This window comes from Streptomyces sp. NPDC051940 (genome assembly GCF_040680895.1).
Taxonomy (GTDB): Bacteria; Actinomycetota; Actinomycetes; order Streptomycetales; family Streptomycetaceae; genus Streptomyces.
The window spans coordinates 57,299-78,451 of sequence record NZ_JBFAXR010000020.1 but is presented as its reverse complement, the minus strand read 5'-3'; the positions used below and the strand labels follow the sequence as shown (position 1 = coordinate 78,451).

21 protein-coding genes and 1 riboswitch are annotated in these 21,153 nt (G+C 72.4%); of the genes, 13 read left to right on the top strand and 8 right to left on the bottom strand.

The features are described from left to right. The first annotated feature begins 78 nt into the window (after window positions 1-78). From AB0M28_RS11395 to AB0M28_RS11355, 9 genes are all read left to right on the top strand, one after another. Window positions 79-975, top strand: a complete 897-nt coding sequence (locus AB0M28_RS11395) for a DUF881 domain-containing protein (protein ID WP_365401441.1) — start codon at window positions 79-81, stop codon at window positions 973-975. Then, a complete protein-coding gene (locus AB0M28_RS11390; protein WP_365401439.1) occupies window positions 972-1,304 on the top strand; it encodes a small basic family protein in 333 nt (110 codons plus the stop codon). Before AB0M28_RS11395 ends, AB0M28_RS11390 begins: the two co-directional genes overlap by 4 nt. 5 nt (window positions 1,305-1,309) lie before the next feature. After that, complete coding sequence (locus AB0M28_RS11385; RefSeq protein WP_365401436.1) at window positions 1,310-2,116, top strand: DUF881 domain-containing protein; 807 nt, start codon at window positions 1,310-1,312, stop codon at window positions 2,114-2,116. A gap of 478 nt (window positions 2,117-2,594) precedes the next feature. Further along, on the top strand, window positions 2,595-3,119 hold the full coding sequence (locus tag AB0M28_RS11380; RefSeq protein WP_365401433.1) for an FHA domain-containing protein: 525 nt from the start codon (window positions 2,595-2,597) through the stop codon (window positions 3,117-3,119). 28 nt (window positions 3,120-3,147) lie between these two features. After that, window positions 3,148-3,882, top strand: a complete 735-nt coding sequence (locus AB0M28_RS11375) for a MerR family transcriptional regulator (RefSeq protein ID WP_365401430.1) — start codon at window positions 3,148-3,150, stop codon at window positions 3,880-3,882. Between the two features lie 84 nt (window positions 3,883-3,966). After that, window positions 3,967-4,440, top strand: coding sequence for a bifunctional nuclease family protein (locus AB0M28_RS11370; protein ID WP_365401427.1), 474 nt, complete (start codon window positions 3,967-3,969; stop codon window positions 4,438-4,440). A 265-nt stretch (window positions 4,441-4,705) separates the two neighbouring features. Beyond that, the gene (locus AB0M28_RS11365; RefSeq protein ID WP_365401424.1) at window positions 4,706-5,212 is read left to right on the top strand and encodes a MerR family transcriptional regulator; all 507 of its coding nucleotides are present in this window, start codon (window positions 4,706-4,708) and stop codon (window positions 5,210-5,212) included. 74 nt (window positions 5,213-5,286) lie between these two features. Then, window positions 5,287-6,624 carry a DNA polymerase IV gene (locus AB0M28_RS11360; protein WP_365401421.1) on the top strand — a complete coding sequence of 446 codons (1,338 nt, stop codon included), beginning with the start codon at window positions 5,287-5,289 and terminating at the stop codon, window positions 6,622-6,624. A 382-nt stretch (window positions 6,625-7,006) separates the two neighbouring features. Next, complete coding sequence (locus AB0M28_RS11355) at window positions 7,007-7,135, top strand: hypothetical protein (protein WP_365401419.1); 129 nt, start codon at window positions 7,007-7,009, stop codon at window positions 7,133-7,135. 75 nt (window positions 7,136-7,210) lie between these two features. Here AB0M28_RS11355 and AB0M28_RS11350 read toward each other — a convergent pair whose 3' ends face one another. Next, window positions 7,211-7,591 (bottom strand): PRC-barrel domain-containing protein, encoded by a 381-nt coding sequence (locus AB0M28_RS11350; protein WP_365401416.1) that lies wholly within the window; start codon window positions 7,589-7,591, stop codon window positions 7,211-7,213. Between the two features lie 171 nt (window positions 7,592-7,762). Beyond that, window positions 7,763-7,863: riboswitch (glycine riboswitch) on the top strand. 164 nt (window positions 7,864-8,027) lie between these two features. Here AB0M28_RS11350 and gcvP point away from each other — a divergent pair. Then, entirely contained in the window at window positions 8,028-10,916 is a 2,889-nt protein-coding gene (gene gcvP, locus AB0M28_RS11345) for an aminomethyl-transferring glycine dehydrogenase (RefSeq protein WP_365401413.1), read from the top strand. Window positions 10,917-11,019: 103 nt separating this feature from the next. Here the strand turns inward: gcvP and AB0M28_RS11340 are convergent, their stop codons facing one another. Both AB0M28_RS11340 and AB0M28_RS11335 read right to left on the bottom strand, forming a co-directional pair. Then, window positions 11,020-11,226 (bottom strand): DUF5999 family protein, encoded by a 207-nt coding sequence (locus AB0M28_RS11340; RefSeq protein WP_365401473.1) that lies wholly within the window; start codon window positions 11,224-11,226, stop codon window positions 11,020-11,022. Between the two features lie 242 nt (window positions 11,227-11,468). Then, the gene (locus tag AB0M28_RS11335; protein WP_365401411.1) at window positions 11,469-12,056 is read right to left on the bottom strand and encodes a hypothetical protein; all 588 of its coding nucleotides are present in this window, start codon (window positions 12,054-12,056) and stop codon (window positions 11,469-11,471) included. A 559-nt stretch (window positions 12,057-12,615) separates the two neighbouring features. Between AB0M28_RS11335 and AB0M28_RS11330 the strand changes: the two genes are divergently transcribed. After that, complete coding sequence (locus AB0M28_RS11330; protein ID WP_365401408.1) at window positions 12,616-14,106, top strand: glutamate--cysteine ligase; 1,491 nt, start codon at window positions 12,616-12,618, stop codon at window positions 14,104-14,106. Window positions 14,107-14,118: 12 nt separating this feature from the next. Here AB0M28_RS11330 and AB0M28_RS11325 read toward each other — a convergent pair whose 3' ends face one another. After that, window positions 14,119-15,876 (bottom strand): hypothetical protein, encoded by a 1,758-nt coding sequence (locus AB0M28_RS11325; RefSeq protein ID WP_365401405.1) that lies wholly within the window; start codon window positions 15,874-15,876, stop codon window positions 14,119-14,121. A 204-nt stretch (window positions 15,877-16,080) separates the two neighbouring features. Between AB0M28_RS11325 and AB0M28_RS11320 the strand changes: the two genes are divergently transcribed. Next, on the top strand, window positions 16,081-16,824 hold the full coding sequence (locus tag AB0M28_RS11320) for a CPBP family intramembrane glutamic endopeptidase (protein ID WP_365401471.1): 744 nt from the start codon (window positions 16,081-16,083) through the stop codon (window positions 16,822-16,824). Between the two features lie 37 nt (window positions 16,825-16,861). Next, window positions 16,862-17,437, top strand: a complete 576-nt coding sequence (locus AB0M28_RS11315; protein WP_365401402.1) for a GrpB family protein — start codon at window positions 16,862-16,864, stop codon at window positions 17,435-17,437. A gap of 4 nt (window positions 17,438-17,441) precedes the next feature. Here AB0M28_RS11315 and argG read toward each other — a convergent pair whose 3' ends face one another. The 4 genes from argG to AB0M28_RS11295 all read right to left on the bottom strand — a co-directional run bounded on the left by argG (window position 17,442) and on the right by AB0M28_RS11295 (window position 21,082). Further along, entirely contained in the window at window positions 17,442-18,884 is a 1,443-nt protein-coding gene (gene argG, locus AB0M28_RS11310) for an argininosuccinate synthase (RefSeq protein WP_365401400.1), read from the bottom strand. A 78-nt stretch (window positions 18,885-18,962) separates the two neighbouring features. After that, window positions 18,963-19,256 carry a DUF1330 domain-containing protein gene (locus AB0M28_RS11305; protein WP_365401398.1) on the bottom strand — a complete coding sequence of 98 codons (294 nt, stop codon included), beginning with the start codon at window positions 19,254-19,256 and terminating at the stop codon, window positions 18,963-18,965. A gap of 33 nt (window positions 19,257-19,289) precedes the next feature. After that, on the bottom strand, window positions 19,290-20,723 hold the full coding sequence (locus tag AB0M28_RS11300) for an MFS transporter (protein WP_365401396.1): 1,434 nt from the start codon (window positions 20,721-20,723) through the stop codon (window positions 19,290-19,292). Beyond that, complete coding sequence (locus AB0M28_RS11295) at window positions 20,720-21,082, bottom strand: MarR family transcriptional regulator (protein ID WP_365401468.1); 363 nt, start codon at window positions 21,080-21,082, stop codon at window positions 20,720-20,722. The genes AB0M28_RS11300 and AB0M28_RS11295 overlap by 4 nt, the downstream gene beginning before the upstream one ends. Window positions 21,083-21,153 lie beyond the last annotated feature (71 nt).

Below are 21,153 nucleotides of genomic sequence, written 5' to 3'. Positions count from 1 at the left end.
CCCGGGCCCCGTCCGCGGCAGGCGGGCGGGGCCCCGGATACGCCCCGGAATTCATGCCTCCACACCGGCCGTGCCAGGATGTGCGGCATGCCGCAGCAGGGACCCGAACGGAGCAACGCGCGGACGCGTCCGCGTCCGGACGCCTCCATGTCCCTGCTCACGGAGATCATGGAGCACTCCCTCGACGACGGATACGCCGAGGCGGCCCGTCGTCCCGACGGTGCGCGCGGCCACCGGGCGGGCGCGCGACTGCTCGCCGCCGTGGGACTCGCGGTGGCCGCGCTCATCGTCACCGTCGCCGCCACCGAGGCCCACGACGCGGCGCCCACGATCGCCAAGGAGCGCGACGACCTGATCGAGCGCGTCGACGCCGAGACGGACCAGGCGGACGATCTGCACGACGAGGTCGACGCGCTCCGCGACGACCTCGACGCCCGCCGGGCCAAGGCGCTGGACAACCGGGGCGCGGCCGCCCTGGACCGGCTGGGTCTGCTCTCCGGCGCCACGGCGGTCGAGGGCCCCGGCATCAAGCTGGTCGTGGACGACGCGGCGGACACCTCCTCCGGCTCCGGCGACGGCGCGCGCCAGTCCACCGGGTTCTCCGACACGGGACGGCTGCGCGACCGCGATCTGCAGCGCGTGGTCAACGGTCTGTGGGCGGCCGGCGCCGAGGCGGTCTCCGTCAACGGCCAGCGGCTGACCGCCCTGTCGGCCATCCGCGCCGCCGGCGACGCGATCGTCGTCGACAACAGGCCGCTGGCACCGCCGTACACGCTGCTCGCCGTCGGCAGGGGCAAGGACCTCAGCGACGCCTTCCAGAACGGCGCCGACGGCCAGTACCTGTACGTGCTGCAGGAGAACTACGGGATCCGCACCAGGATCTCCGTACAGGACAACGTCACTCTGCCGGCCGCGGCCGGTCTCACCGTACGCAACGCACAGCCGGTGTCGCCGGCGGGGAAGGGCACGCCTTGATCGCGGTACTGGGGCTCATCTTGGGGGTCGTGGTCGGGTTCCTCGTCCGGCCGGAGGTGCCCACGGCGGTCGAGCCCTATCTGCCCATCGCCGTCGTGGCCGCGCTCGACGCGGTCTTCGGCGGCCTGCGGGCCATGCTCGACGGCATCTTCGACGACAAGGTCTTCGTGGTGTCCTTCCTGTCCAACGTGGTGGTCGCCGCGCTGATCGTCTTCCTCGGCGACCAGCTCGGCGTGGGCGCGCAGCTGTCCACCGGCGTGGTCGTCGTGCTCGGCATCCGGATCTTCTCCAACGTCGCGGCCATCCGCCGCCACGTCTTCCGGGCGTGAGGCCGATGAGCGACTCCTGGAGCCCTCAGAACGGCGACAGCGCGCCGGACGGCCCGCCGCCCGCCCCCGACGCCCGGCCCGCCGCCGGGGACGGCCGTACGGGCCGCCAGCGCCTGCTGGCCGCCCTGTGGCCGCCCCGGCTGGGCCGTGGCCAGCTCGTCGTCGGCCTGCTGCTGTTCATCGTCGGCCTGGGCCTGGCCATCCAGGTCACCTCCACCGGCAGCTCCAGCGCCCTGCGCGGCGCCCGCCAGGAGGACCTGGTCCGCATCCTGGACGAGCTCGACGACCGCAAGCAGCGCCTCGAGGAGGAGAAGTCCCGGCTGGAGGACCAGAAGGCCGAGCTGGAGAACAGCACGGACCAGGCCGAGGAGGCCCGGCGGCAGAACGCCCTGCGTGAGAAGCAGCTCGGCGTCCTGGCGGGCACCGTCGCCGCCGAGGGCCCGGGCATCCATCTGACCGTCGGCGACCCGCACGGCATCGTCGAGGCCGACATGCTCCTCAACACCATCCAGGAGCTGCGCGCCGCGGGCGCCGAGGCCATCCAGATCAACGACGTACGGGTGGTGGCCTCGTCCTACGTCGAGGACGGCGCGGACGGTGTGTCGGTCGACGGGCAGGAGCTGACCGCCCCCTACGTCTTCAAGGCCATCGGCCGCCCCGCCGATCTGGAGCCCGCTCTGCGGATTCCCGGCGGCGTGGTGCAGACCATGGAGAAGGAGCAGGCCACTGTGCAGATCGAGCCCCAGGACAAGGTCGTTGTGGACGCCTTGCGGGACGCGAAGCGGCCTGACTACGCTCGGTCGTCGTCGTAGACCGCGACTATGGGGGGCGGCGCATCGAACTGGTGACGCGTAGTGGAAACTGTGGGGACGGCTGTGCACGTTCACCTGCTGTGCGTTTGCGATGTGGTCCGTTGATGCAGGCATGGCTCCGAGAGTCCCTGCCCCACGGGCGGGTCTGTTCAAGGTTCAAGGGGAATCGCCCGTGAAGTTGTTTCAGAGGTTGTTCGGTAAGGGCCAGGCGGCGCAGGCCACCGGTCGGCACCGCGCCCCGGCGCGCCCGGCGGACGAGGGCGAGCGCCCGCTGTTCCGGGACCAGGCCGGCGCCGCGCCCACCCCTGCGGGTGACATTTCGGGTGGTCAGGGCGCGTCTTCTGTTGACCCTGGGGTGCCGGGCCGCATAGGTTTCCAGGAACCGTCAACCTCAAGTACGGGTGGAGACTTCGGCTCGCCCGAGTACTTGGGGCCGAACAATGCCGTCGCGGGTGATCCGCGGCAGGAGGCGCAGCCCATGGTTTGTCAGAGGTGCGGACACCGCAACGCCGAGGCGAGTCGGTTCTGCTCCAACTGCGGCGCCCCGCTGCGGGCGGGCGCGGTTGCGGAGCGCCCGTCGGAGACCACCTCGACGATCTCCATCTCGGGCATCGAGGCGTACGAGGCGGAGGTGATGGGCCAGGCGGCGCCGTCGCTGTCCCCCGAGGCCCAGGCCGCGGTCGACGCCCTGCCGATGGGCTCGGCGCTGCTGGTGGTGCGCCGCGGTCCGAACTCGGGCAGCCGGTTCCTGCTCGACGGGGAGCTGACCACCGCGGGACGGCATCCGCAGAGCGACATCTTCCTGGACGACGTCACGGTCTCCCGGCGGCACGTGGAGTTCCGCCGCGGCCCGGACGGCCTGTTCACCGTCGCCGACGTGGGCAGCCTCAACGGCACCTACGTCAACCGCGAGCGGATCGATTCAGCGGTCCTGGCCAACGGCGACGAGGTGCAGATCGGCAAGTTCCGCCTGGTCTTCTACGCCAGCCAGCGGGGCGTCTGAGCCGGTACGACTGCGGGAAGACGGGTTGATGTCGGACGCGGGCACGGGCGGCCCGGCCACCGCGGTGGCCGGGCGGCTGATGAGCATCGGATCGGTCCTCGCCGTACTGCGCGAGGAGTTCCCCGAGGTCACCATCTCCAAGATCCGTTTTCTGGAGGCGGAGGGGCTGGTCGAGCCGCAGCGCACGCCGAGCGGGTACCGCAAGTTCGCGCCGGCCGACGTGGCACGCCTGGCGCAGGTCCTGCGCATGCAGCGCGACCACTACCTGCCGCTGCGGGTGATCCGCGAGCAGCTGGACGCCGCCGAGCGCGGTGACCGGCTGCCGCAGCCCGGCGTGCCGGTGCACGCGGGGGACCCCTCGGCGTACGGGGAGGATCCCGAGGACGCCGGTGAGGCCGACCGCCTCAGCCGCCCCGAGCTGCTGCGCGCCGCCGGGGTGGACGAGGACGACCTCGCGGACTGGGAGTCCTACGGGCTGCTCTCCCCGGACGGCCAGGGCGGCTACGACCAGGAGTCCGTGGCGGTCGTACAGTTGTTCGCCGGACTCGGCCGCTACGGCTTCGAGCCCCGGCACCTCAAGGGCGCCAAGGCCGCCGCCGAGCGGGAGGCGGGGCTCATCGAACAGGCGATCGCCCCGCTGCGGCGCCATCGCAGCTCCCGTACCCGGGCCGAGGCGGAGGCGGCGGCCCAGGAGCTGATCGGCCTATCCAGCCGGTTGCACTCCGTACTCCTGCAGTCGGCGTTGCGTGCCCGCAAAGGCTGAAATCGGGCCATCCGCACCCCAACCGGTCGGGCCGTCGGCCTGCCCGACTACCCAAACCCGTCGGAGACGGCCTAGGGTTGCTGTGTGAACGAGCTCGACGTCGTCGGTGTCCGGGTTGAAATGCCCTCCAATCAGCCGATCGTTCTCCTGCGGGAAGTGGGCGGCGACCGGTACCTCCCCATCTGGATCGGACCGGGGGAGGCGACCGCGATCGCATTCGCCCAGCAGGGCATGACGCCCGCCCGTCCGCTCACCCACGACCTGTTCAAGGACGTCCTCGACGCCGTGGGCCAGCGACTGGCGGAGGTCCGGATCACGGACCTGCGGGAGGGTGTCTTCTACGCCGAGCTGGTGTTCGCCTCCGGGGCCGAGGTCTCCGCCCGCCCCTCCGACGCCATAGCGCTGGCCCTGCGCACGGGTACGCCGATCTACGGCAGCGACGGGGTGCTGGACGACGCGGGCATCGCGATCCCGGACGAGCAGGAGGACGAGGTGGAGAAGTTCCGCGAGTTCCTCGACCAGATCTCGCCCGAGGATTTCGGGACGAGCCAGCAGTAGTCCGGACAAGCCGGCGGTGGTGTGCAAGTCAGAAGAGCAGACTGCCTCACGCGCGCGCCTGCTAAACCACCCGTAGGGTGATTATCACTCGGCGTGCCGAGTGTGGCGTTCGTTGACGGACCCCGGGTGACTGCCTACCGTCGGACAGGCAGGTCAGGGAGCGGAGGTCGGCGTGAGATCCACCGGCAACGAAATGACGGCAGGGGCGGGCCCTTCTGATGGCCCCTTCCCGCTCCACGGACGATCCCTGCAGGGGGCGGCCACTGTGAGCTCCGGCGAAACCATCGGCTACCGCGGGCCCACGGCCTGCGCCGCGGCCGGCATCACCTACCGCCAGCTGGACTACTGGGCCCGTACGGGGCTGGTCGAGCCGAGCGTCCGCCCCGCCTACGGCTCGGGCACGCAGCGCCTCTACGGGGCGCGTGACGTGGTGGTGCTCAAGATCGTGAAGCGGCTGCTGGACACGGGCGTGTCGCTCCAGAGCATCCGCACGGCGGTGCGGCACCTGTCGGCGAGCAGCTCCTCCGATCTGCAGCAGATGACGCTCATCTGCGACGGTGCCACGGTGTACGAGTGCACCTCGCCGGACGAGCTGGTCGAGCTGCTGTCGGGCGGCCAGGGGATCTTCGGGATCTCCGTCGGCGCGGTCTGGCGCGACGTCCAGGGCGCCCTCACCCAGCTGCACGGGGAGCGCGTGGACACGGGTGAGACGCTGCTGGGCGACAGCCAGAGCGACGAGCTGGCCGCGCGCCGGCGGGGCCGGGCGGGCTGAGGGCACCCTGGGGCCGCTGTGTCCCGTGGTCTCCTGACTGACGTTGTCAGTGGTGTGGTGCACCATTCGGAGTTGTGAAGGCAGCACCCACCATCCTCCATCTGGACATGGACGCGTTCTTCGCTGCCGTCGAACAGGCCGCGAAGCCCAGTCTGCGCGGCAAACCGGTGGTCGTCGGGGGCATCGGCCCGCGTGGGGTGGTGGCCACGGCCTCTTACGAGGCGCGGGTGTACGGGGTCCACTCCGCGATGCCGACCGCGCAGGCGCGGCGGCGGTGCCCGAACGCGGCGTACCTCGTGCCGCGCTTCGGTGTCTACCGGCAGGTGAGCGACCGCGTCATGGCGCTGCTGAGCGAGCTGTCGCCGCTGGTGGAGCCGCTCAGCCTGGACGAGGCGTTCGTCGATCTGGAGGCCGGGGGAGTGGCATCGGACGAGGCGGCCGCGCGCCGGGTCGCCGAGCGGCTGCGCGCCGACATCCGGGCCCAGACGGGGCTGTCGGGGTCGGTGGGGCTGGCGGGGTCCAAGATGCTCGCGAAGATGGCGTCCGAGATGGCCAAGCCGGACGGGCTGGTTGTCGTCCCGCCCGGCACGGAGCGCGAACTGCTCGCCCCGATGCCCGTACGGGCCCTGCCGGGCGTCGGCCCCGCCACGGCCGAGACCCTGCGGCGCGCCGGGCTCTCGACGATCGAGCAGGTCACCGAGGCTGGCGAGGACGAGCTCGTACGACTGCTGGGCAAGGCGCACGGTGTCTGGGTGTCCGCGATGGCCCTCGGCCACGACGAGCGGCCGGTGGTCGCGGAGCGTGACGCCAAGTCGGTGTCCGTGGAGGACACCTTCGACGTGGACCTGCACGACCGGATCCGGATCCGCACGGAGGTGGCGCGGCTCGCGGACCGGTGCGTGGTGCGGCTGCGGGGCGCGGGGCGGTCGGGGCGGACGGTGGTGCTCAAGGTGCGGCGGTACGACTTCTCGACGCTGACCCGGTCCGAGACGCTGCGCGGGCCGACGGACGACCCCGTGGTGGTCCGTGAGGCGGCGGAGCGGCTGCTGGAGTCCGTGGACACCACGGGCGGCGTCCGGCTGCTCGGCGTGGGCGTCTCCGGGCTGGCGGACTACACCCAGGAGGACCTCTTCGCCCAGGCCGAGCAGGCGGCCGCGCCGGTGCCGGAGCCGGCTCCCGACGCGGCCGGGCCGGAACCCGCTCCGGAGCCGGAGACACGCCGGTGGCTGCCGGGGCTGGATGTGCGGCACGCCGAGTACGGGGCGGGCTGGGTGCAGGGGAGTGGGCTCGGGCGGGTCACGGTGCGGTTCGAGGGGCCGGGGGCGGTGGTGCCCGGGCGCGTGCGGACGTTTGCGTCCGACGACCCTGATCTGCAGGCGGCTGAGCCGCCTCCGCTCCTCCGCGACGGGTGACCCCGGGGCCCTGTGCCTATGGGACGGGTCGCCTGTCCGTGTCGGCGCCGCCCGCGCCTTCGGCGCGGGGTTGCCCCCGCCCACACGCCACCCGTTGCGGGTTGTCTTGCCTGACGTCGGCGCCTGGGGTGTGGGCGGCATCCGGTGTGGGGGTCGCGTTCCCCGCCTCGGTCAGCCCTCCGGGAGAGACGATGCTTGTCGGTGCGTGCCCGTCGCCACGGCTTGGCCGAGTTCGTGGGGCCGCGTTCCCGGCTTCGGACAGCCCGTGCGCCGGTACGGCCGGCTACTCGGCCGCGGGTGGTGCTCCGGCTTGAGCGGCCCACGTGGGTCGGCGGTGCTCCGCCTGGCCCTGCCCGCGTCAACCAGGAGCAGTCGGGCGCCGGTGGTTCCGGCCGAAGGCCGCAAGGAGGTCGCCGTCGCTCGCGGCGCGGCCGGTGCCATGGGTGTGACCGTCGTCACCGGCGTGTTCGCGGTGACCGGCGACCGGTGCCACCGGCGTGACCGCCCGTGACCGGCGCGGCTGCCGCAAGGGGCGGCCACCGTGGTCGGCGCGACCGCCCCTGCCGCGCGAGCCGCGCGGCCCGCGCTAGCCCTCCGCGCCCGCGATCCGGCCGAAGTCGTGGTCCTCCGGAGGGGGCGGGGTTCGCTCCGACGTGGGGAGGGCGAGGCCGTAGTGGTGGTAGAGCTGTAGTTCCTGTTCGGGGGAGAGGTGGCGGCCGACGCCGAAGTCGGGCGCGTCCTTGATCAGCTCCCGGTCGAAGGGGACCTGGAGCCCGCCTGAGGCCAGGGAACTGGGCTCGAGGGGGACGAACGCGTCACGGTGGAAGAGGCCCGTCCGGATCGCGGCCCACTGCGGCCGCCCCGTCGCATCGTCGAGGTAGACCTCGTCAACGGTGCCGATCTTCGTCCCATGCTCGTCGTACGCCTTGCATCCGATGAGGCTGCGGGGATCGATATCAGTCTGCACGGTCCCTCCAACGACTCGACTGTTCCGCTGGAACCACCCAATGCCAGATTGCGCCAAACGGCCACTCGAGGGAAACCACCCGGGTCCGCGGCGGCCCGCGAGGGCCCCCGCGGACGCCGCGCCACCGGCCGCCGGCACGCACCCCCGCGCTGGTACGCTTGCAGCGGCTGCAGACCCCGCGCGGGAGAGTCCGTCACCACGCACCACGACGACGGCGCCGAAGGAGCAAACCCTCCCCGGAATCTCTCAGGCACACGTACCGCACGGACGAGGTCACTCTGGAAAGCAGGGCCGGGCACACGCCCGGGCCTCACCGACGGTGAAAGCCGGCTCCCGGGCCGGTGAAGCTCTCAGGTTGAGATGACAGAGGGGGAGGCCGTTCGGGTGCCTGCCCTGGCGCCCCTCGAAGGTCGATCACGACCAGGAGGCCTTGTCGATGACCCCCACCCACCGCCCGACCCTCGCAGAGCTCGAGCGCGGCATCCCCTTCGAGCAGCGCCACATCGGCCCGGACCCCGAGGCCGAGGCCAAGATGCTGGCCCAGGTCGGCTACGGCTCCCTGGACGAGCTGACCGCCGCCGCCGTACCCGACGTGATCAAGGGCGCAGAGTCGCTCGCCCTGCCCGAGGCGCGCACCGAGGCCGAGGTCCTGGCCGAGCTGCGCGAGCTCGCCGACCGCAACCAGGTCCTCAGCTCCATGATCGGCCTGGGCTACTACGGCACCTTCACCCCGCCGGTCATCCTGCGCAACGTGATGGAGAACCCGGCCTGGTACACGGCGTACACCCCGTACCAGCCGGAGATCTCCCAGGGCCGGCTCGAGGCGCTGCTGAACTTCCAGACGGTCGTGGCCGACCTCACCGGCCTGCCCACCGCCGGCGCCTCCCTGCTCGACGAGGGCACCGCCGCCGCCGAGGCGATGGCGCTGTCCCGCCGGATGGGCAAGGTCAAGCAGGGCGTCTTCCTGGTCGACGCCGAGACCCTGCCGCAGACCGTCGCCGTGATCGAGACCCGCGCCGAGCCGACGGGCGTCGAGGTGGTCGTCGCCGACCTGAGCGAGGGCATCCCCGCGGAGATCGCCGAGCGCGGCGTCTTCGGCGTGCTGCTGCAGTACCCCGGCGCCTCCGGTGCCGTACGCGAGCTGAAGCCGCTCATCGAGCAGGCGCATGGGCTGGGCGCGGTCGTCACCGTGGCCGCCGATCTGCTGGCCCTCACGCTGCTGACCTCCCCGGGCGAGCTGGGCGCGGACATCGCCGTCGGCAACACCCAGCGCTTCGGCGTCCCGATGGGCTTCGGCGGTCCGCACGCCGGCTACATGTCGGTGCGCGAGAAGTTCGCCCGCAGCCTGCCCGGCCGACTGGTCGGCGTGTCCAAGGACGCCGACGGCGCCCAGGCGTACCGCCTCGCGCTGCAGACCCGTGAGCAGCACATCCGCCGCGAGAAGGCCACCTCCAACATCTGCACCGCGCAGGTGCTCCTCGCCGTGATGGCCGGGATGTACGCCGTGTACCACGGCCCCGACGGCCTGCGCGCGATCGCCCGCCGCACCCACCGCTACGCCGCGATCCTCGCCGCGGGCCTGACGGACGGCGGCGTGGAGCTCACCCAGGGCGCCTTCTTCGACACCCTCACTGCCCGCGTCCCCGGCCGCGCCGCCGAGGTCGTCGCCGCCGCCCGCGCGGCCGGCGTGAACCTCCGGCTGACCGACGCCGACCACGTCGGCATGGCCTGCGACGAGACCACGAACCGGGCCGTCGTCGAGGCCGTGTGGTCCGCCTTCGGCGTGACCGGCGACATCGAGGCGCTCGACGCCGGCATCTCGGACGCGCTGCCCGAGGGCCTGCTGCGCACCGACGAGGTCCTCACCCACCCCGTTTTCCACCAGCACCGCTCCGAGACGGCCATGCTGCGCTACCTGCGCAAGCTCGCCGACCGCGACTACGCGCTGGACCGCGGCATGATCCCGCTGGGTTCCTGCACGATGAAGCTGAACGCCACCACCGAGATGGAGCCGGTCACCTGGCCGGAGTTCGGCGCCCTGCACCCCTTCGCCCCCGCCGACCAGGCCGAGGGCTACCTCACCCTGATCCGTGAGCTGGAGGAGCGCCTCGCCGAGGTCACCGGCTACGACAAGGTCTCCATCCAGCCCAACGCGGGCTCCCAGGGCGAGCTGGCCGGTCTGCTGGCCGTCCGCGCGTACCACCGCGCCAACGGCGACACCGGCCGCACCGTCTGCCTGATCCCGTCCTCCGCGCACGGCACCAACGCCGCCAGCGCCGTGATGGCCGGCATGAAGGTCGTCGTGGTCGCCACCGCCGAGTCCGGCGACGTGGACGTCGAGGACCTGCACGCGAAGATCGAGAAGCACCGCGACGAGCTGGCCGTGCTGATGGTCACCTACCCGTCCACGCACGGTGTGTTCGAGGAGCAGATCACCGAGGTCTGCGCCGCGGTGCACGAGGCCGGCGGCCAGGTCTACGTCGACGGCGCCAACCTCAACGCGCTCGTCGGCCTCGCCAAGCCGGGCAAGTTCGGCGCGGACGTCTCGCACCTGAACCTGCACAAGACCTTCTGCATCCCGCACGGCGGCGGCGGCCCCGGCGTCGGCCCGGTCGCGGTGCGCGCGCACCTCGCCCCGTACCTGCCGAACCACCCGCTGCAGCCCACCGCCGGCCCGGAGACGGGCGTCGGCCCGATCTCCGCCGCCCCGTGGGGCTCCGCGGGCATCCTGCCCATCTCCTGGGCGTACGTCCGGCTGATGGGCGCCGAGGGCCTGCGCCGCGCGACCCAGGTCGCCGTGCTCAGCGCCAACTACGTCGCCAAGCGCCTCGAGCCGCACTACCCGGTGCTCTACACCGGCCCGAACGGCCTGGTCGCACACGAGTGCATCATCGACGTCCGGCCGCTGACCAAGGCGACCGGCGTGTCCATCGACGACGTCGCCAAGCGGCTCATCGACTACGGCTTCCACGCCCCGACGATGTCGTTCCCGGTGGCCGGCACCCTGATGATCGAGCCGACCGAGTCGGAGGACCTGGCCGAGCTCGACCGGTTCTGCGACGCGATGATCGCCATCCGCGCCGAGATCGACAAGGTCGGCTCGGGGGAGTGGGACAAGGACGACAACCCGCTCGCGGGCGCCCCGCACACCGCCGCGCAGGCCGGTGGCGCGTGGCCGCACCCCTACAGCCGGTCCGAGGCGCTCTTCCCGGCCGGTGTGAACGCCGCCGAGAAGTACTGGCCGCCGGTCCGCCGTATCGACGGCGCCTTCGGCGACCGGAACCTGGTCTGCTCCTGCCCGCCCATGGACGAGTACGACAACTGACAGCCGCTCCGGGCAGTGCCCGGGTACACATCAGGCCGGTCCGGCGCTCCTGCCGGGCCGGCCCTGGTATGTCCGGGATCCGCCGTGCCGTACCGCCGCCGGTTCAGGCCGCGGTGATCACCGTGCTGGTGCCGAGCGGGCGGTGCGGTGCGATGATCCGTCCGTCGGGGAGGAGTTCACCGGTGTCCTCGAAGAGCAGCACTCCGTTGCAGAGCAGGCTCCAGCCCTGCTCGGGGTGGTGCGCGACGGGGTGCGCGGCCTCGCGGTCGGCGGAGTCGGCGGACGGACAAGTCGGCTGGTGCGGGCACATGGTGGTGGGAATCTCTCGCTGGGTCTGCTGGGTGATGTGACTGGTTGCCTTGCTCATTGCCGTCCCCCGTTGGCGATTCGGTCGGACTCCAGTGTTGCCCCAAGACCGTCGTTCCGCAGGGATTTCGCGAGGACTGGTCTCGCTAGGGGAGGACGCATCACCCGAGCGGACGGTTGCCCGCCCGGAACCATCCCATCGGGTGGTCAACGGGCCACCCGATGGCTAGTCCTTCCGGGGGGTGCTCAGGCGGTCGTGCGCAGCAGCGGCGCCGGCGTCAGCCGGTGGGTGAGCACCGGGAGCAAGTCCGCGACGCGGTGCGGGCGATGGGCCGCGATACCGGGCGGGGCGGGCGCCAGCGGCACCAGCAGGTCGTCGGGCGCGGGGCGCCCGGTGAGGCCGTCGGACGCGGTGTCCGCGTGCAGCCACAGCGTCAGCATGTACAGCTCCGGGATGGACAGCAGCCGGGCCTGGAAGAGCGCGGGGAGCGACTCCACCTGGCGCAGCGCCCGTTCCGTGGACGTCACGTAGGGACCCTCCACGAAGTGCGAGAACGCCCAGCCGTCCGGGGTGAGTCCCGCCTCCGCCGCGGCCACCAGCTGGTCCCGGCCGCGCAGCTGGAAGCGCCAGCCGCCCAGCCGGGTGCACGGCGGTCCGCCGGCGGCGCTCACCCCGTCCATGATGTGCACCGGCAGCGGGTGTTCGGGGCTGACGGGACCCTGGTGGCGGATCAGCGCGGGGGTACGGGACCCGCGGACGGCGGTGGGGGATGCCAGGGCGGTCAGGATGCTGCGGAGCGCGGGAGCGGGAGCCGGAGGTGCAAGCAGCGGCATGTCAGTCGCCTCTCACTGGGACAGACCTGTGGTACGGGGATGGATGCGGACGGCGCTGTCGGCGTGCGGGGCCAGAGGGGGTGTGTCCGCATCTCCGTAGGGCCTGTCGTCGTCACTCCCGGTGCATGCCGCGGGCGGCGCGGCCGCCCCTGCGGACCTATGACGGGAGTGACGACGACAGGCCCCAGCATGGGCGGTGCCAACTCTCTGCCTCGACCGTGAGTTTAACCGGCCCGTGTTGAGGTGGGGTTTCGGCTAGGCGGCGGCAATATTGCCTGCAAGGAGAATTCGCGCCGTTGTGGGATCGCCGCAATCCAGGACGAGCCGTGTTTCCCGTGCCCGCGACCTGGCGCAAGCGGTTTCCGTGAGATGGCCGGAACTCGTCGGTGATTTTCACCATGCCGGTCCGCCGGGCGCCGGGCCTCTCATTATGCCCAGGGAATGTGCCAGTGGGGGGAGTCCAGTTCGAGCCTACTGTGACCGGTCCTGGACCGGGGAGTTATCGATCACATGTGCTGGGCATCATCCCGGCACGTCTGGTGCGAGGAGGGACGCTTCGATGGGCGAGAAGGTCGTGTCCGGCGGGTTCGACCTGTCCGACCGTCAGCGTTACCGGCACCGGCTGCGGCAGTGTCTGGCCGGGCTGGAACGACTGCTCGAGGAGAAGCGGTTCGACCGGCCGCAGAATCTCATGGGGCTGGAGATAGAGCTGAATCTGGTGGGGAGCGACGGTTTCCCGCGCATGCTGAACCACGCCGTCCTGGAAAGGATCGCGAGCCCCGACTTCCAGACGGAGCTGGGGCAGTTCAATCTCGAGGTGAACATCGCCCCGCACCGGCTTTCCGCCCGCGTGCTCGACCAGCTCGCGGAGGAGCTGCGCACGGGGCTCGGATACGCCGACCGCAAAGCGCAGGAGCTCGCCGCAAGAATAGTGATGATCGGAATTCTGCCCACGCTCACCAGCGACGACCTGGTCGCCGCGAACCTCTCCGAAGTGGACCGCTACCACCTGCTCAACGAGCAGATCATGACGGCCCGCGGCGAGGAGATATCCGTCGACATCCAGGGCGTCGAGCGGCTCACCTACAGCGCCGAGTCGATCGCCGCCGAGGCCGCCTGCACCTCCGTACAGCTGCATCTGCAGGTCACCCCGGGCAGGTTCGCCGACGTCTGGAACGCCGCGCAGGCGGCGACCGCCGCGCAGATCGCCGTGGGGGCGAACGCGCCCTTCGCCTTCGGCCGCGAGCTGTGGCGCGAATCGCGCCCCGAGCTGTTCCTGCAGGCCACCGACACCCGGCCGGCGGAGCTGCAGGCACAGGGCGTGCGGCCGCGGACCTGGTTCGGGGAGCGCTGGATCGACGGCGTCTTCGACCTCTTCGAGGAGAACCTGAAGTACTTCCCCGCGCTGCTGCCGCTGTCCGGGGAGGAGGACCCGCAGCAGGTCCTCGACGAGGGCGGCACGCCGTCGCTGTACGAGCTGGTCCTGCACAACGGCACCGTCTACCGCTGGAACCGGCCCGTGTACGGCATCGTCAACGGCGTACCGCATCTGCGGGTGGAGAACCGCGTGCTGCCGGCGGGGCCGACCGTCACCGACGTCATCGCCAACGCCGCCTTCTACTACGGCCTGGTGCGCACCCTCGCCGACGAGCAGCGGCCGGTGTGGGGGCGGTTGGCGTTCGACGACGCGGCGCGCAACTTCACCGAGGCGTGCCGGCACGGTATCGACGCCGAGCTGCTGTGGCCCAGCAGGCGGCGCCTCGGGGGCGTCGTCCGGGTGCCCGCGGTGCGGCTGGTGCGCGACGAACTGCTGCCGATGGCCGCCGCCGGGCTCGACGCCTGGGGCGTGGACGCCGCGGACCGGGACCGCTACCTCGGCGTCATCGAGGAGCGCTGCAAGCGCCGGGTGAACGGCGCCTCGTGGCAGGCGGCGGCCTTCCACCGGGAGCTGCGGGCGGGGCTGAGCCGGGAGGCGGCGCTGGCGGCCATGACGCGGCGCTACTGCGAGCTGACCCGCACGGAGGAGCCGGTGCACCTCTGGCCGGCGTAGCGCAACGCCCGGTCACCGTGCCGCCGTCTGGGCGGCGTCCATCACCGCCCGCAGCAGCACCTCGTGGATGTCCGCCGGGTCGCGTACGGGGTAGGAGGCGCCGCCCACCGCCTTGGCGATCTTCGCGCAGGCGGCCGTGTCCGCGTCCGGGCCCACCGCCAGGGTGATCAGGCCCACCGGGCGCTCGGGATCGGCGAGCGCCTTCAGCTGCCTGGTCAGCGCGGTCAGCCCGATGCTGCCCGGATCGTCGTTCGCGCCGTCCGTGACGATGACCAGCGCGTTGAACCGCCCGTTCGCGTAGCCGTCGAGGGCCTTCCGGTACGCCGCGAGCGTCGTGTCGTACAGGCCCGTCGAACCGCCCACGACCGGCCGCAGCGAGCCGAACGCCCGCGTCAGGCGCTCCCGCTGCAGCATGCCGTCGCCCACCCGGTCGCCGAGCGGCTCGGGCGGGACCAGCTCCTCGTAGTCCCGGCTGCCGTCGAGCCGCGTGGCGAAGCGCCACAGGCCGATCTCGTCCCGGTCGGTGAACTCCGGGAGGGCCTGCAGCAGCGCGGACCGGGTGACGTCCATCCGGGTCTCGCCGGGCCGGGACGGCACGGGGAAGGCCATGGAGCCCGAGGCGTCGACCACGGTCACCAGCCGGGCGGGCTGGACGGTGATCGTCCACATCTGCAGCATCGCCGACATCGTCCCGGCGTCGGGCACCTTCGCCGGTTCCTGCGTGTACGGCTGCGGGTCGCGCCCGCCCGCCGTGCGCACCGTGGTCTCGTCGGCGGCGCCGTCCCGGTCGCGGAAGCCGTGCCGGCGCAGCGCCTGCTCGCCGCGGGAGTCGTTGATCATCAGCAGCAGCCGGTTGGCGGCCGCCGTCATGTCGCCGTCCATCTCCTGGGTGTCCAGCACGGTGTACGGGTAGTCCAGCGCGGCCGCGCCGTCCGTCGGATAGAACAGGGAGAGCGCGGGGGCGTCACCGCTCTTGTTGTGGGCGAAGGCCGCCTGCTCGCTCAGGATCAGCGCGTTGTTGCCGGAAGCCGTCTCGACGGGGGAGTCGTCGCGCGGCAGGGAGGCGATGACCTGCTCGTCACCCGGCTGGATGCGTTCGGCCAGCTGTTTGGCGGCGGAAGCTGTGAGGGTGGCGGCATCCGCCTCATCGGCGCCGGCAGCGGAGGACGCGTGGATGGACTGAAGGGCCAGCAGCGAGGTCGCGCTGCGTGCGGGATCGGCGGCGCCGACGCCCAGCGCGGCCTTGCCCGCGCGGGCCTGCGCCAGCTGCGTCCAGCTGTACGTCCTGGCCGGCCAGCCCAGCGCCTCGGCGGCCGGTTCCACGGCGGCCAGGGTGACCGGGCTGGACGCCACCCGGCCCATCGCCTCGAGCTCGCTGTCCCCGCGGCTGGCGAGGACGTTCTCCGGCCAGACGGACGAGTCGGGTATCCAGACGTCGAAGTCGCCGCGTCCGCGCCGCAGGCCGTCCGCCACCAGGGCGCTCTGCCGGGCCGTGACGCGGACGGCCACGCAGCGGCCGCTGATCTTCATGTCCTCGGTGCGGGTGCGGGCGGTGATCTCCTTGAGCGCGGGCGCGATGTCCGGCGAGGCGACGAGGTCCAGCCGGACGTCGTCCTTGCCGCACTCCTCGCCGAAGGGCAGCAGACCGCTCTGCTGGGCGGCCAGCCCGCCCACCACGGCCGACAGCGCCACGGCGGCGGCCAGCACCACGCGGCGCGCGCGGACGCCCCGGCGGCCCCCGGCGTCGCCGCGGTGTCCGTCGTCGGGCATGCTGTGTCGTCCCATGAGTGCCGCCCCCCGGGGCTCTCGTCCTGGTACTGGTCAGATAGCTCGTTCGTGTTTTCGAGACCCTAGCGGCCTGAGGTGCTTGTGAGACTGGAAATCAGCAAGAACACGGGAGGGGTTCCGGTGGGCGAGACGGCGGCGGAGTCCGCGGCGGAGTGGGAGCCGGGGCCGGGCGGGCAGTCACGGCGGATGCTGGTCGCCGAGACCTGGCTGGTGCTCGCCGTGTCCCTGGGCGCGAGCGCGCTGTCGGCGCTCATCAGCTTCGTCGGCTCGGTGACCCGGCCCGGGGGGCTGAAGGACCAGTCCGCGAACCTCAACACCTCGGCGGCGCCCGGACGGCCGTGGCTGGATCTGTCGTGGCAGCTGTTCGACATCACGACGTCCCTGGTGCCCGTGGCGCTCGTCGCGTACCTGCTGCTGCGCGAGCGGGCCGGAGGGCTGCGGGCGATCGGCTTCGACCTGCGCCGGCCGGGGTTCGACCTCAGCAGGGGCGCGCTGGTCGCGGCGGGGATCGGGGGCAGCGGGCTGCTGCTGTACCTCGGTGCGCGGGCCTCCGGCGCGAACCTCACCGTCGTGCCCGAGTCGCTGCCGGACGTGTGGTGGAAGATGCCGGTGCTCGTCCTGTCCGCGCTGGAGAACGCCGCGCTGGAGGAGGTCGTCGTCCTCGGCTACCTGCTGCGCCGCCTCGGCCAGCTGGGCTGGACCCCCGCCGCGGCGCTCGCCGCCTCCGCCCTGCTGCGCGGCTCGTACCACCTCTACCAGGGACTGGGCGGCTTCGTCGGCAACGCGGTGATGGGCGTCATCTTCGTCCTTCTGTACCGCCGCTGGGGCCGGGTGGGTCCCCTCTTCGCGGCCCACGCCCTGATCGACATCGTCGCCTTCGTCGGCTACGCCCTGCTGGCGGGCAAGGTGGGGTGGCTGCCGACGGGATAGGCGTGCGGTGCCGGGTTCCGGCGGGCAGGCTGGGCGTATGCCCTTCCCCGACGAACCCGCCACCGCCCATGTCGTCGCGTACCGGCAGGCGTGGGCCCGGGAGTTCGAGGAGATCGCGGGCGTGCTGCGGGGGGTGCTCGGGGCGGAGGCGGTGGCCGTCGACCATGTGGGGTCGACCGCCGTGCCGGGGCTCGCCGCCAAGGACTGCGTGGATGTGCAGGTGCGCGTGCGGCGGATCGACGAGGGGGCGCAGCGGCGGCTGATGGCGGCCGCCGGTTTCCGGTGGCGGCCCGAGGCGTGGAACCGGGTCGAGCGTGTGCGCGGCGTCGCGTGTCCCAAGGCGGTGTTCGCGCCGGCCGTCGGCGCGCGGCGGTGCAATGTCCATGTGCGGCAGTACGGCGGCCCGAACGCCCGGTTCGCGCTGCTGTTCCGGGACTACCTGCGCGGGGACGCCGCCGCCCGCGCCGCCTGGGGCGACTTCAAGCGCCGGCTGTCCCGGGCCGTGCCCGACCTCGCCGCGTACGGGCAGATCAAGGCGCCCGCCACCGAACTGCTGATGACGGGCGCCGAGAGCTGGGCCGAACGGACCGGATGGCGGCCGCCGCCCGGGTGAGACGTCAGTCCGTGCCGGACTCCATCGCGGCGCGGTCCAGCGCCGCGTCCTCCTCGGAGACCTCGCCGCGGGAGGCGATGGCCTCCGCGCCGCCCTCCGGCATGGCGCCGATGAGGCCGATCGCGGCCGCCGAGGTGCCGAGCGCCGCGTCGGCGGTGCCGATCAGACCCAGACCCGCGTACTGCTCCAGCTTGGCCCGCGAGTCGGCGATGTCGAGGTTGCGCATCGTGAGCTGGCCGATCCGGTCCACCGGGCCGAAGGCCGAGTCCTCGGTCCGCTCCATCGACAGCTTGTCCGGGTGGTAGCTGAACGCCGGGCCCGTCGTGTCGAGGACCGAGTAGTCCTCACCGCGCCGCAGCCGCAGCGTCACCTCGCCGGTGACGGCCGCGCCGACCCAGCGCTGCAGCGACTCGCGGACCATCAGGGCCTGCGGGTCCAGCCACCGGCCCTCGTACATCAGCCGGCCGAGCCGCCGGCCCTCGTTGTGGTACTGGGCGAGGGTGTCCTCGTTGTGGATCGCGTTGACCAGCCGCTCGTACGCCGCGTGCAGCAGCGCCATGCCGGGCGCCTCGTAGATGCCGCGGCTCTTGGCCTCGATGATCCGGTTCTCGATCTGGTCGGACATGCCGAGCCCGTGCCGGCCGCCGATCGCGTTGGCCTCCATGACGAGGTCGACGGCGGAGGGGAACTCCTTGCCGTTGATCGTCACCGGCCGCCCCTGCGCGAAGCCGATCGTCACGTCCTCGGGGAGGATGTCGACGTCCTGGTCCCAGAACCGCACGCCCATGATGGGCTCCACGGTCTCGACGCCGGTGTCCAGGTGCTCCAGGGTCTTGGCCTCATGCGTGGCCCCCCAGATGTTGGCGTCGGTGGAGTACGCCTTCTCCGTCGAGTCCCGGTACGGCAGACCGTGGGCCAGCAGCCACTCCGACATCTCCTTGCGGCCGCCGAGCTCGGTCACGAAGTCCGCGTCCAGCCACGGCTTGTAGATCCGCAGGTTCGGGTTGGCGAGCAGGCCGTAGCGGTAGAACCGCTCGATGTCGTTGCCCTTGAAGGTGGAGCCGTCGCCCCAGATCTGCACGTCGTCCTCGAGCATCGCCCGGACGAGCAGCGTGCCGGTCACGGCCCGGCCCAGCGGCGTGGTGTTGAAGTACGCCCGCCCGCCGGAGCGGATGTGGAACGCGCCGCACGCGAGCGCGGCCAGGCCCTCCTCGACCAGCGCGGCACGGCAGTCGACCAGGCGCGCGATCTCGGCGCCGTAGGTCTTCGCGCGACCGGGCACCGAGGCGATGTCGGGCTCGTCGTACTGGCCGATGTCGGCGGTGTAGGTGCACGGGACGGCGCCCTTGTCGCGCATCCAGGCGACGGCGACGGAGGTGTCGAGTCCGCCCGAGAAGGCGATGCCGACACGTTCGCCGGCGGGAAGGGAGGTGAGGACCTTGGACATAGGAAGAGTATGCATGAAGACGCATGGTCATGCAAAGCCCCTTCGGGGATTTCCGGTGACGATCCGACTGGACCTCGGTCAGTCGATGCCTTCGACGATGCGGAAGTCGCGCTCGACGCCGTCGGCGAGGGTGGCCAGCGCCTCCTGGTAGGCCGCACTCTCGCGCGCCGCGACGGCCTGCTCGAAGCTGTCGAACTCGATCAGGATGGTGCGCTCGGCGATTCCGGCGTCATGCGCCGCGACCCGGCTGCCGCGGGTGAGGAGCCGGCCACCCCCGGCCCTGACGGCCGGACCGGCCAGCTTGTCGTAAGCGGCCAGCTTCTCGGGGTCTGAAACGGTGCGGTAGACGCTGACCCAGTAGCCCTTGGGCATGGAACCTCCAGTGTCGGGATGCGTGCATCTGACTTAAGGCTTGGTCTCGGACGGACGTCGGCGGGCGAGCGCGAGGCTTGTCAGCGTCGTGACCGCCATGGCGCCGATGCCGACCAGCGCCGCGGTGGTGTAGGCGCTGTCGTCGGGGAAGAGGTGGCCGGGGCGGGTGCCCGCGGCGAGGATCAGGCCGCCGACGGCGCTGCCCAGGGCGTACCCGACGCTGCGGACGACGTAGTTGAAGCTCATGGCGCTCGACGTCTCGCTCCTGGGGGTGACGGCCAGGATGACGCCGGGCATCGCGGCCGAGAAGCCGCCGACGCCGAAGCCGAGCACGCCCATCGCCGCGAACAGCTCGGCCAGGTCCGACCGGGCCGCCGCGAACAGGGCGAACCCGCCACCGACCACGACGGCGCTGCCCGCCAGGAGCAGGGGGTCGGCGATCCGCGTCCGGACCCGCGGCGTGAGCTTGCCGGCGACGAACCCCAGCACCGAGAACGGGATGAGGACCAGCCCGGCGACGAAGGTCGTCAGCCCGAAGCCGTAGCCGGCGCCCTGCGGCGTCTGCGCGTACCGGGTGATGAGCGTGAGCAGGAGGTACATGCCGATCCCGCCGACGAACATGGCGAGGTTCGCCCCGGCGACCGCCGGGTGCCGCACCGCCCGCACATCGACCAGGGGAGTCGTACTGCGCAGCTCGATGACGACCCAGACGCAGAGCAGCACGACCGCGACGACGGCGAGGCCCGCCGCCACGGCGAGGTGCCGGCTCCACAGGTTCCGGTCGCCGGCGAGGAACAGCACCAGGAGCAGCGCGGCGGCCAGGACGACCGCGCCTGCCACGCCCACGTGGGCGGAGCGGCCTTCGGGGGCTTCGGGTATGGAGCGCCACGCGGTCAGGAGGGCGGCGGCGGTCACGACCAGGCCGAGGCCGTAGGCGGCCCGTACCCCGCCGAGCTCGGCGAGCAGTGCGGCCAGCGGGTAGCCGACGCCGGCCCCGATGATCGAGACCACCGAGATCAGGGCGATCACGGCCGCGCCGCGCTCCTCGGGGAGGTGGTCCCGGGCCACGCCCATCATCAGCGCCGTCAGCCCGAGCCCGACGCCCTGGGCCGCCCGGCCGGCCAGCAGCCACGCGAACGGCAGGGGCAGCACGGTGAGCGCGCTGCCGGCGACGACGACCGCCAGCGTGGCGAGGATCGTGGCCCGCCGGTGCGGGCCGGCTCCGAGCCGGCCCAGGACCGGCGTGGCGACGGCGCCGCTGAGCAGCGCGACGGTCAGCGTCCACTGCGCGCTGCCGAGCGAGACGTGGAACGAGGTCGCCACGCTGGTGATGAGCGGCGTCCCGAGGCTGGCGACCGCCGCCACGACCAGAGCGATGAACATCAGGGCGGGGACCAGCAGCCGCCCCTCGGAACGCGCCGCCGGGAACGCCTTCGCGGCGACCCCGCCGACCGGCTGCCCGCTCACTTCTTCAGCCCTTCGCGGTCCTGGCTTTCGAGCTCTGCCAGATGTTTCAGCGCCGGAAGGGCCGCCACCAGCGCCTCGACCTCGTCGCCCGTGAGCTCGCCGATCAGCCGCTCGAACGCGTGGACGCCCGCCTGGCGCCGCGTCCGGACATAGGAGGCGCCGGCCTCGGTCAGGCACACCAGCGTGACCCGCTTGTCGGACGCGTCACCCCGCCGCTCGACCAGGCCGGACTCCTCCATCACCCGGACCAGGGCGGTCATCGCGGGCTGGGTGACGCCCTCGACCGCGGCCAGATCGGTGATGCGCCGCGGGCCGGTCCGGTCCAGGGTGGCCAGGGTGGCGGCGGACGTCAGGCTCATGTCCCGGGGCAGGCGTCTCGTGGCCCTGGTGGCCAGGCCGTAGAGGGCCGCCCCGATGGCGGCGGACGCGC

Coding starts and splice junctions, on each gene's coding strand:
- AB0M28_RS11395 (WP_365401441.1), top strand. CDS start 79: ATGTGCGGCATGCCGCAGCAGGGACCCGAACGGAGCAACGCGCGGACG.
- AB0M28_RS11385 (WP_365401436.1), top strand. CDS start 1,310: ATGAGCGACTCCTGGAGCCCTCAGAACGGCGACAGCGCGCCGGACGGC.
- AB0M28_RS11380 (WP_365401433.1), top strand. CDS start 2,595: ATGGTTTGTCAGAGGTGCGGACACCGCAACGCCGAGGCGAGTCGGTTC.
- AB0M28_RS11375 (WP_365401430.1), top strand. CDS start 3,148: ATGTCGGACGCGGGCACGGGCGGCCCGGCCACCGCGGTGGCCGGGCGG.
- gcvP (WP_365401413.1), top strand. CDS start 8,028: ATGACCCCCACCCACCGCCCGACCCTCGCAGAGCTCGAGCGCGGCATC.
- AB0M28_RS11340 (WP_365401473.1), bottom strand. CDS start 11,226: ATGTGCCCGCACCAGCCGACTTGTCCGTCCGCCGACTCCGCCGACCGC.
- AB0M28_RS11335 (WP_365401411.1), bottom strand. CDS start 12,056: ATGCCGCTGCTTGCACCTCCGGCTCCCGCTCCCGCGCTCCGCAGCATC.
- AB0M28_RS11330 (WP_365401408.1), top strand. CDS start 12,616: ATGGGCGAGAAGGTCGTGTCCGGCGGGTTCGACCTGTCCGACCGTCAG.
- AB0M28_RS11325 (WP_365401405.1), bottom strand. CDS start 15,876: ATGCCCGACGACGGACACCGCGGCGACGCCGGGGGCCGCCGGGGCGTC.
- AB0M28_RS11320 (WP_365401471.1), top strand. CDS start 16,081: ATGCTGGTCGCCGAGACCTGGCTGGTGCTCGCCGTGTCCCTGGGCGCG.
- AB0M28_RS11315 (WP_365401402.1), top strand. CDS start 16,862: ATGCCCTTCCCCGACGAACCCGCCACCGCCCATGTCGTCGCGTACCGG.
- argG (WP_365401400.1), bottom strand. CDS start 18,884: ATGTCCAAGGTCCTCACCTCCCTTCCCGCCGGCGAACGTGTCGGCATC.
- AB0M28_RS11305 (WP_365401398.1), bottom strand. CDS start 19,256: ATGCCCAAGGGCTACTGGGTCAGCGTCTACCGCACCGTTTCAGACCCC.
- AB0M28_RS11295 (WP_365401468.1), bottom strand. CDS start 21,082: ATGAGCCTGACGTCCGCCGCCACCCTGGCCACCCTGGACCGGACCGGC.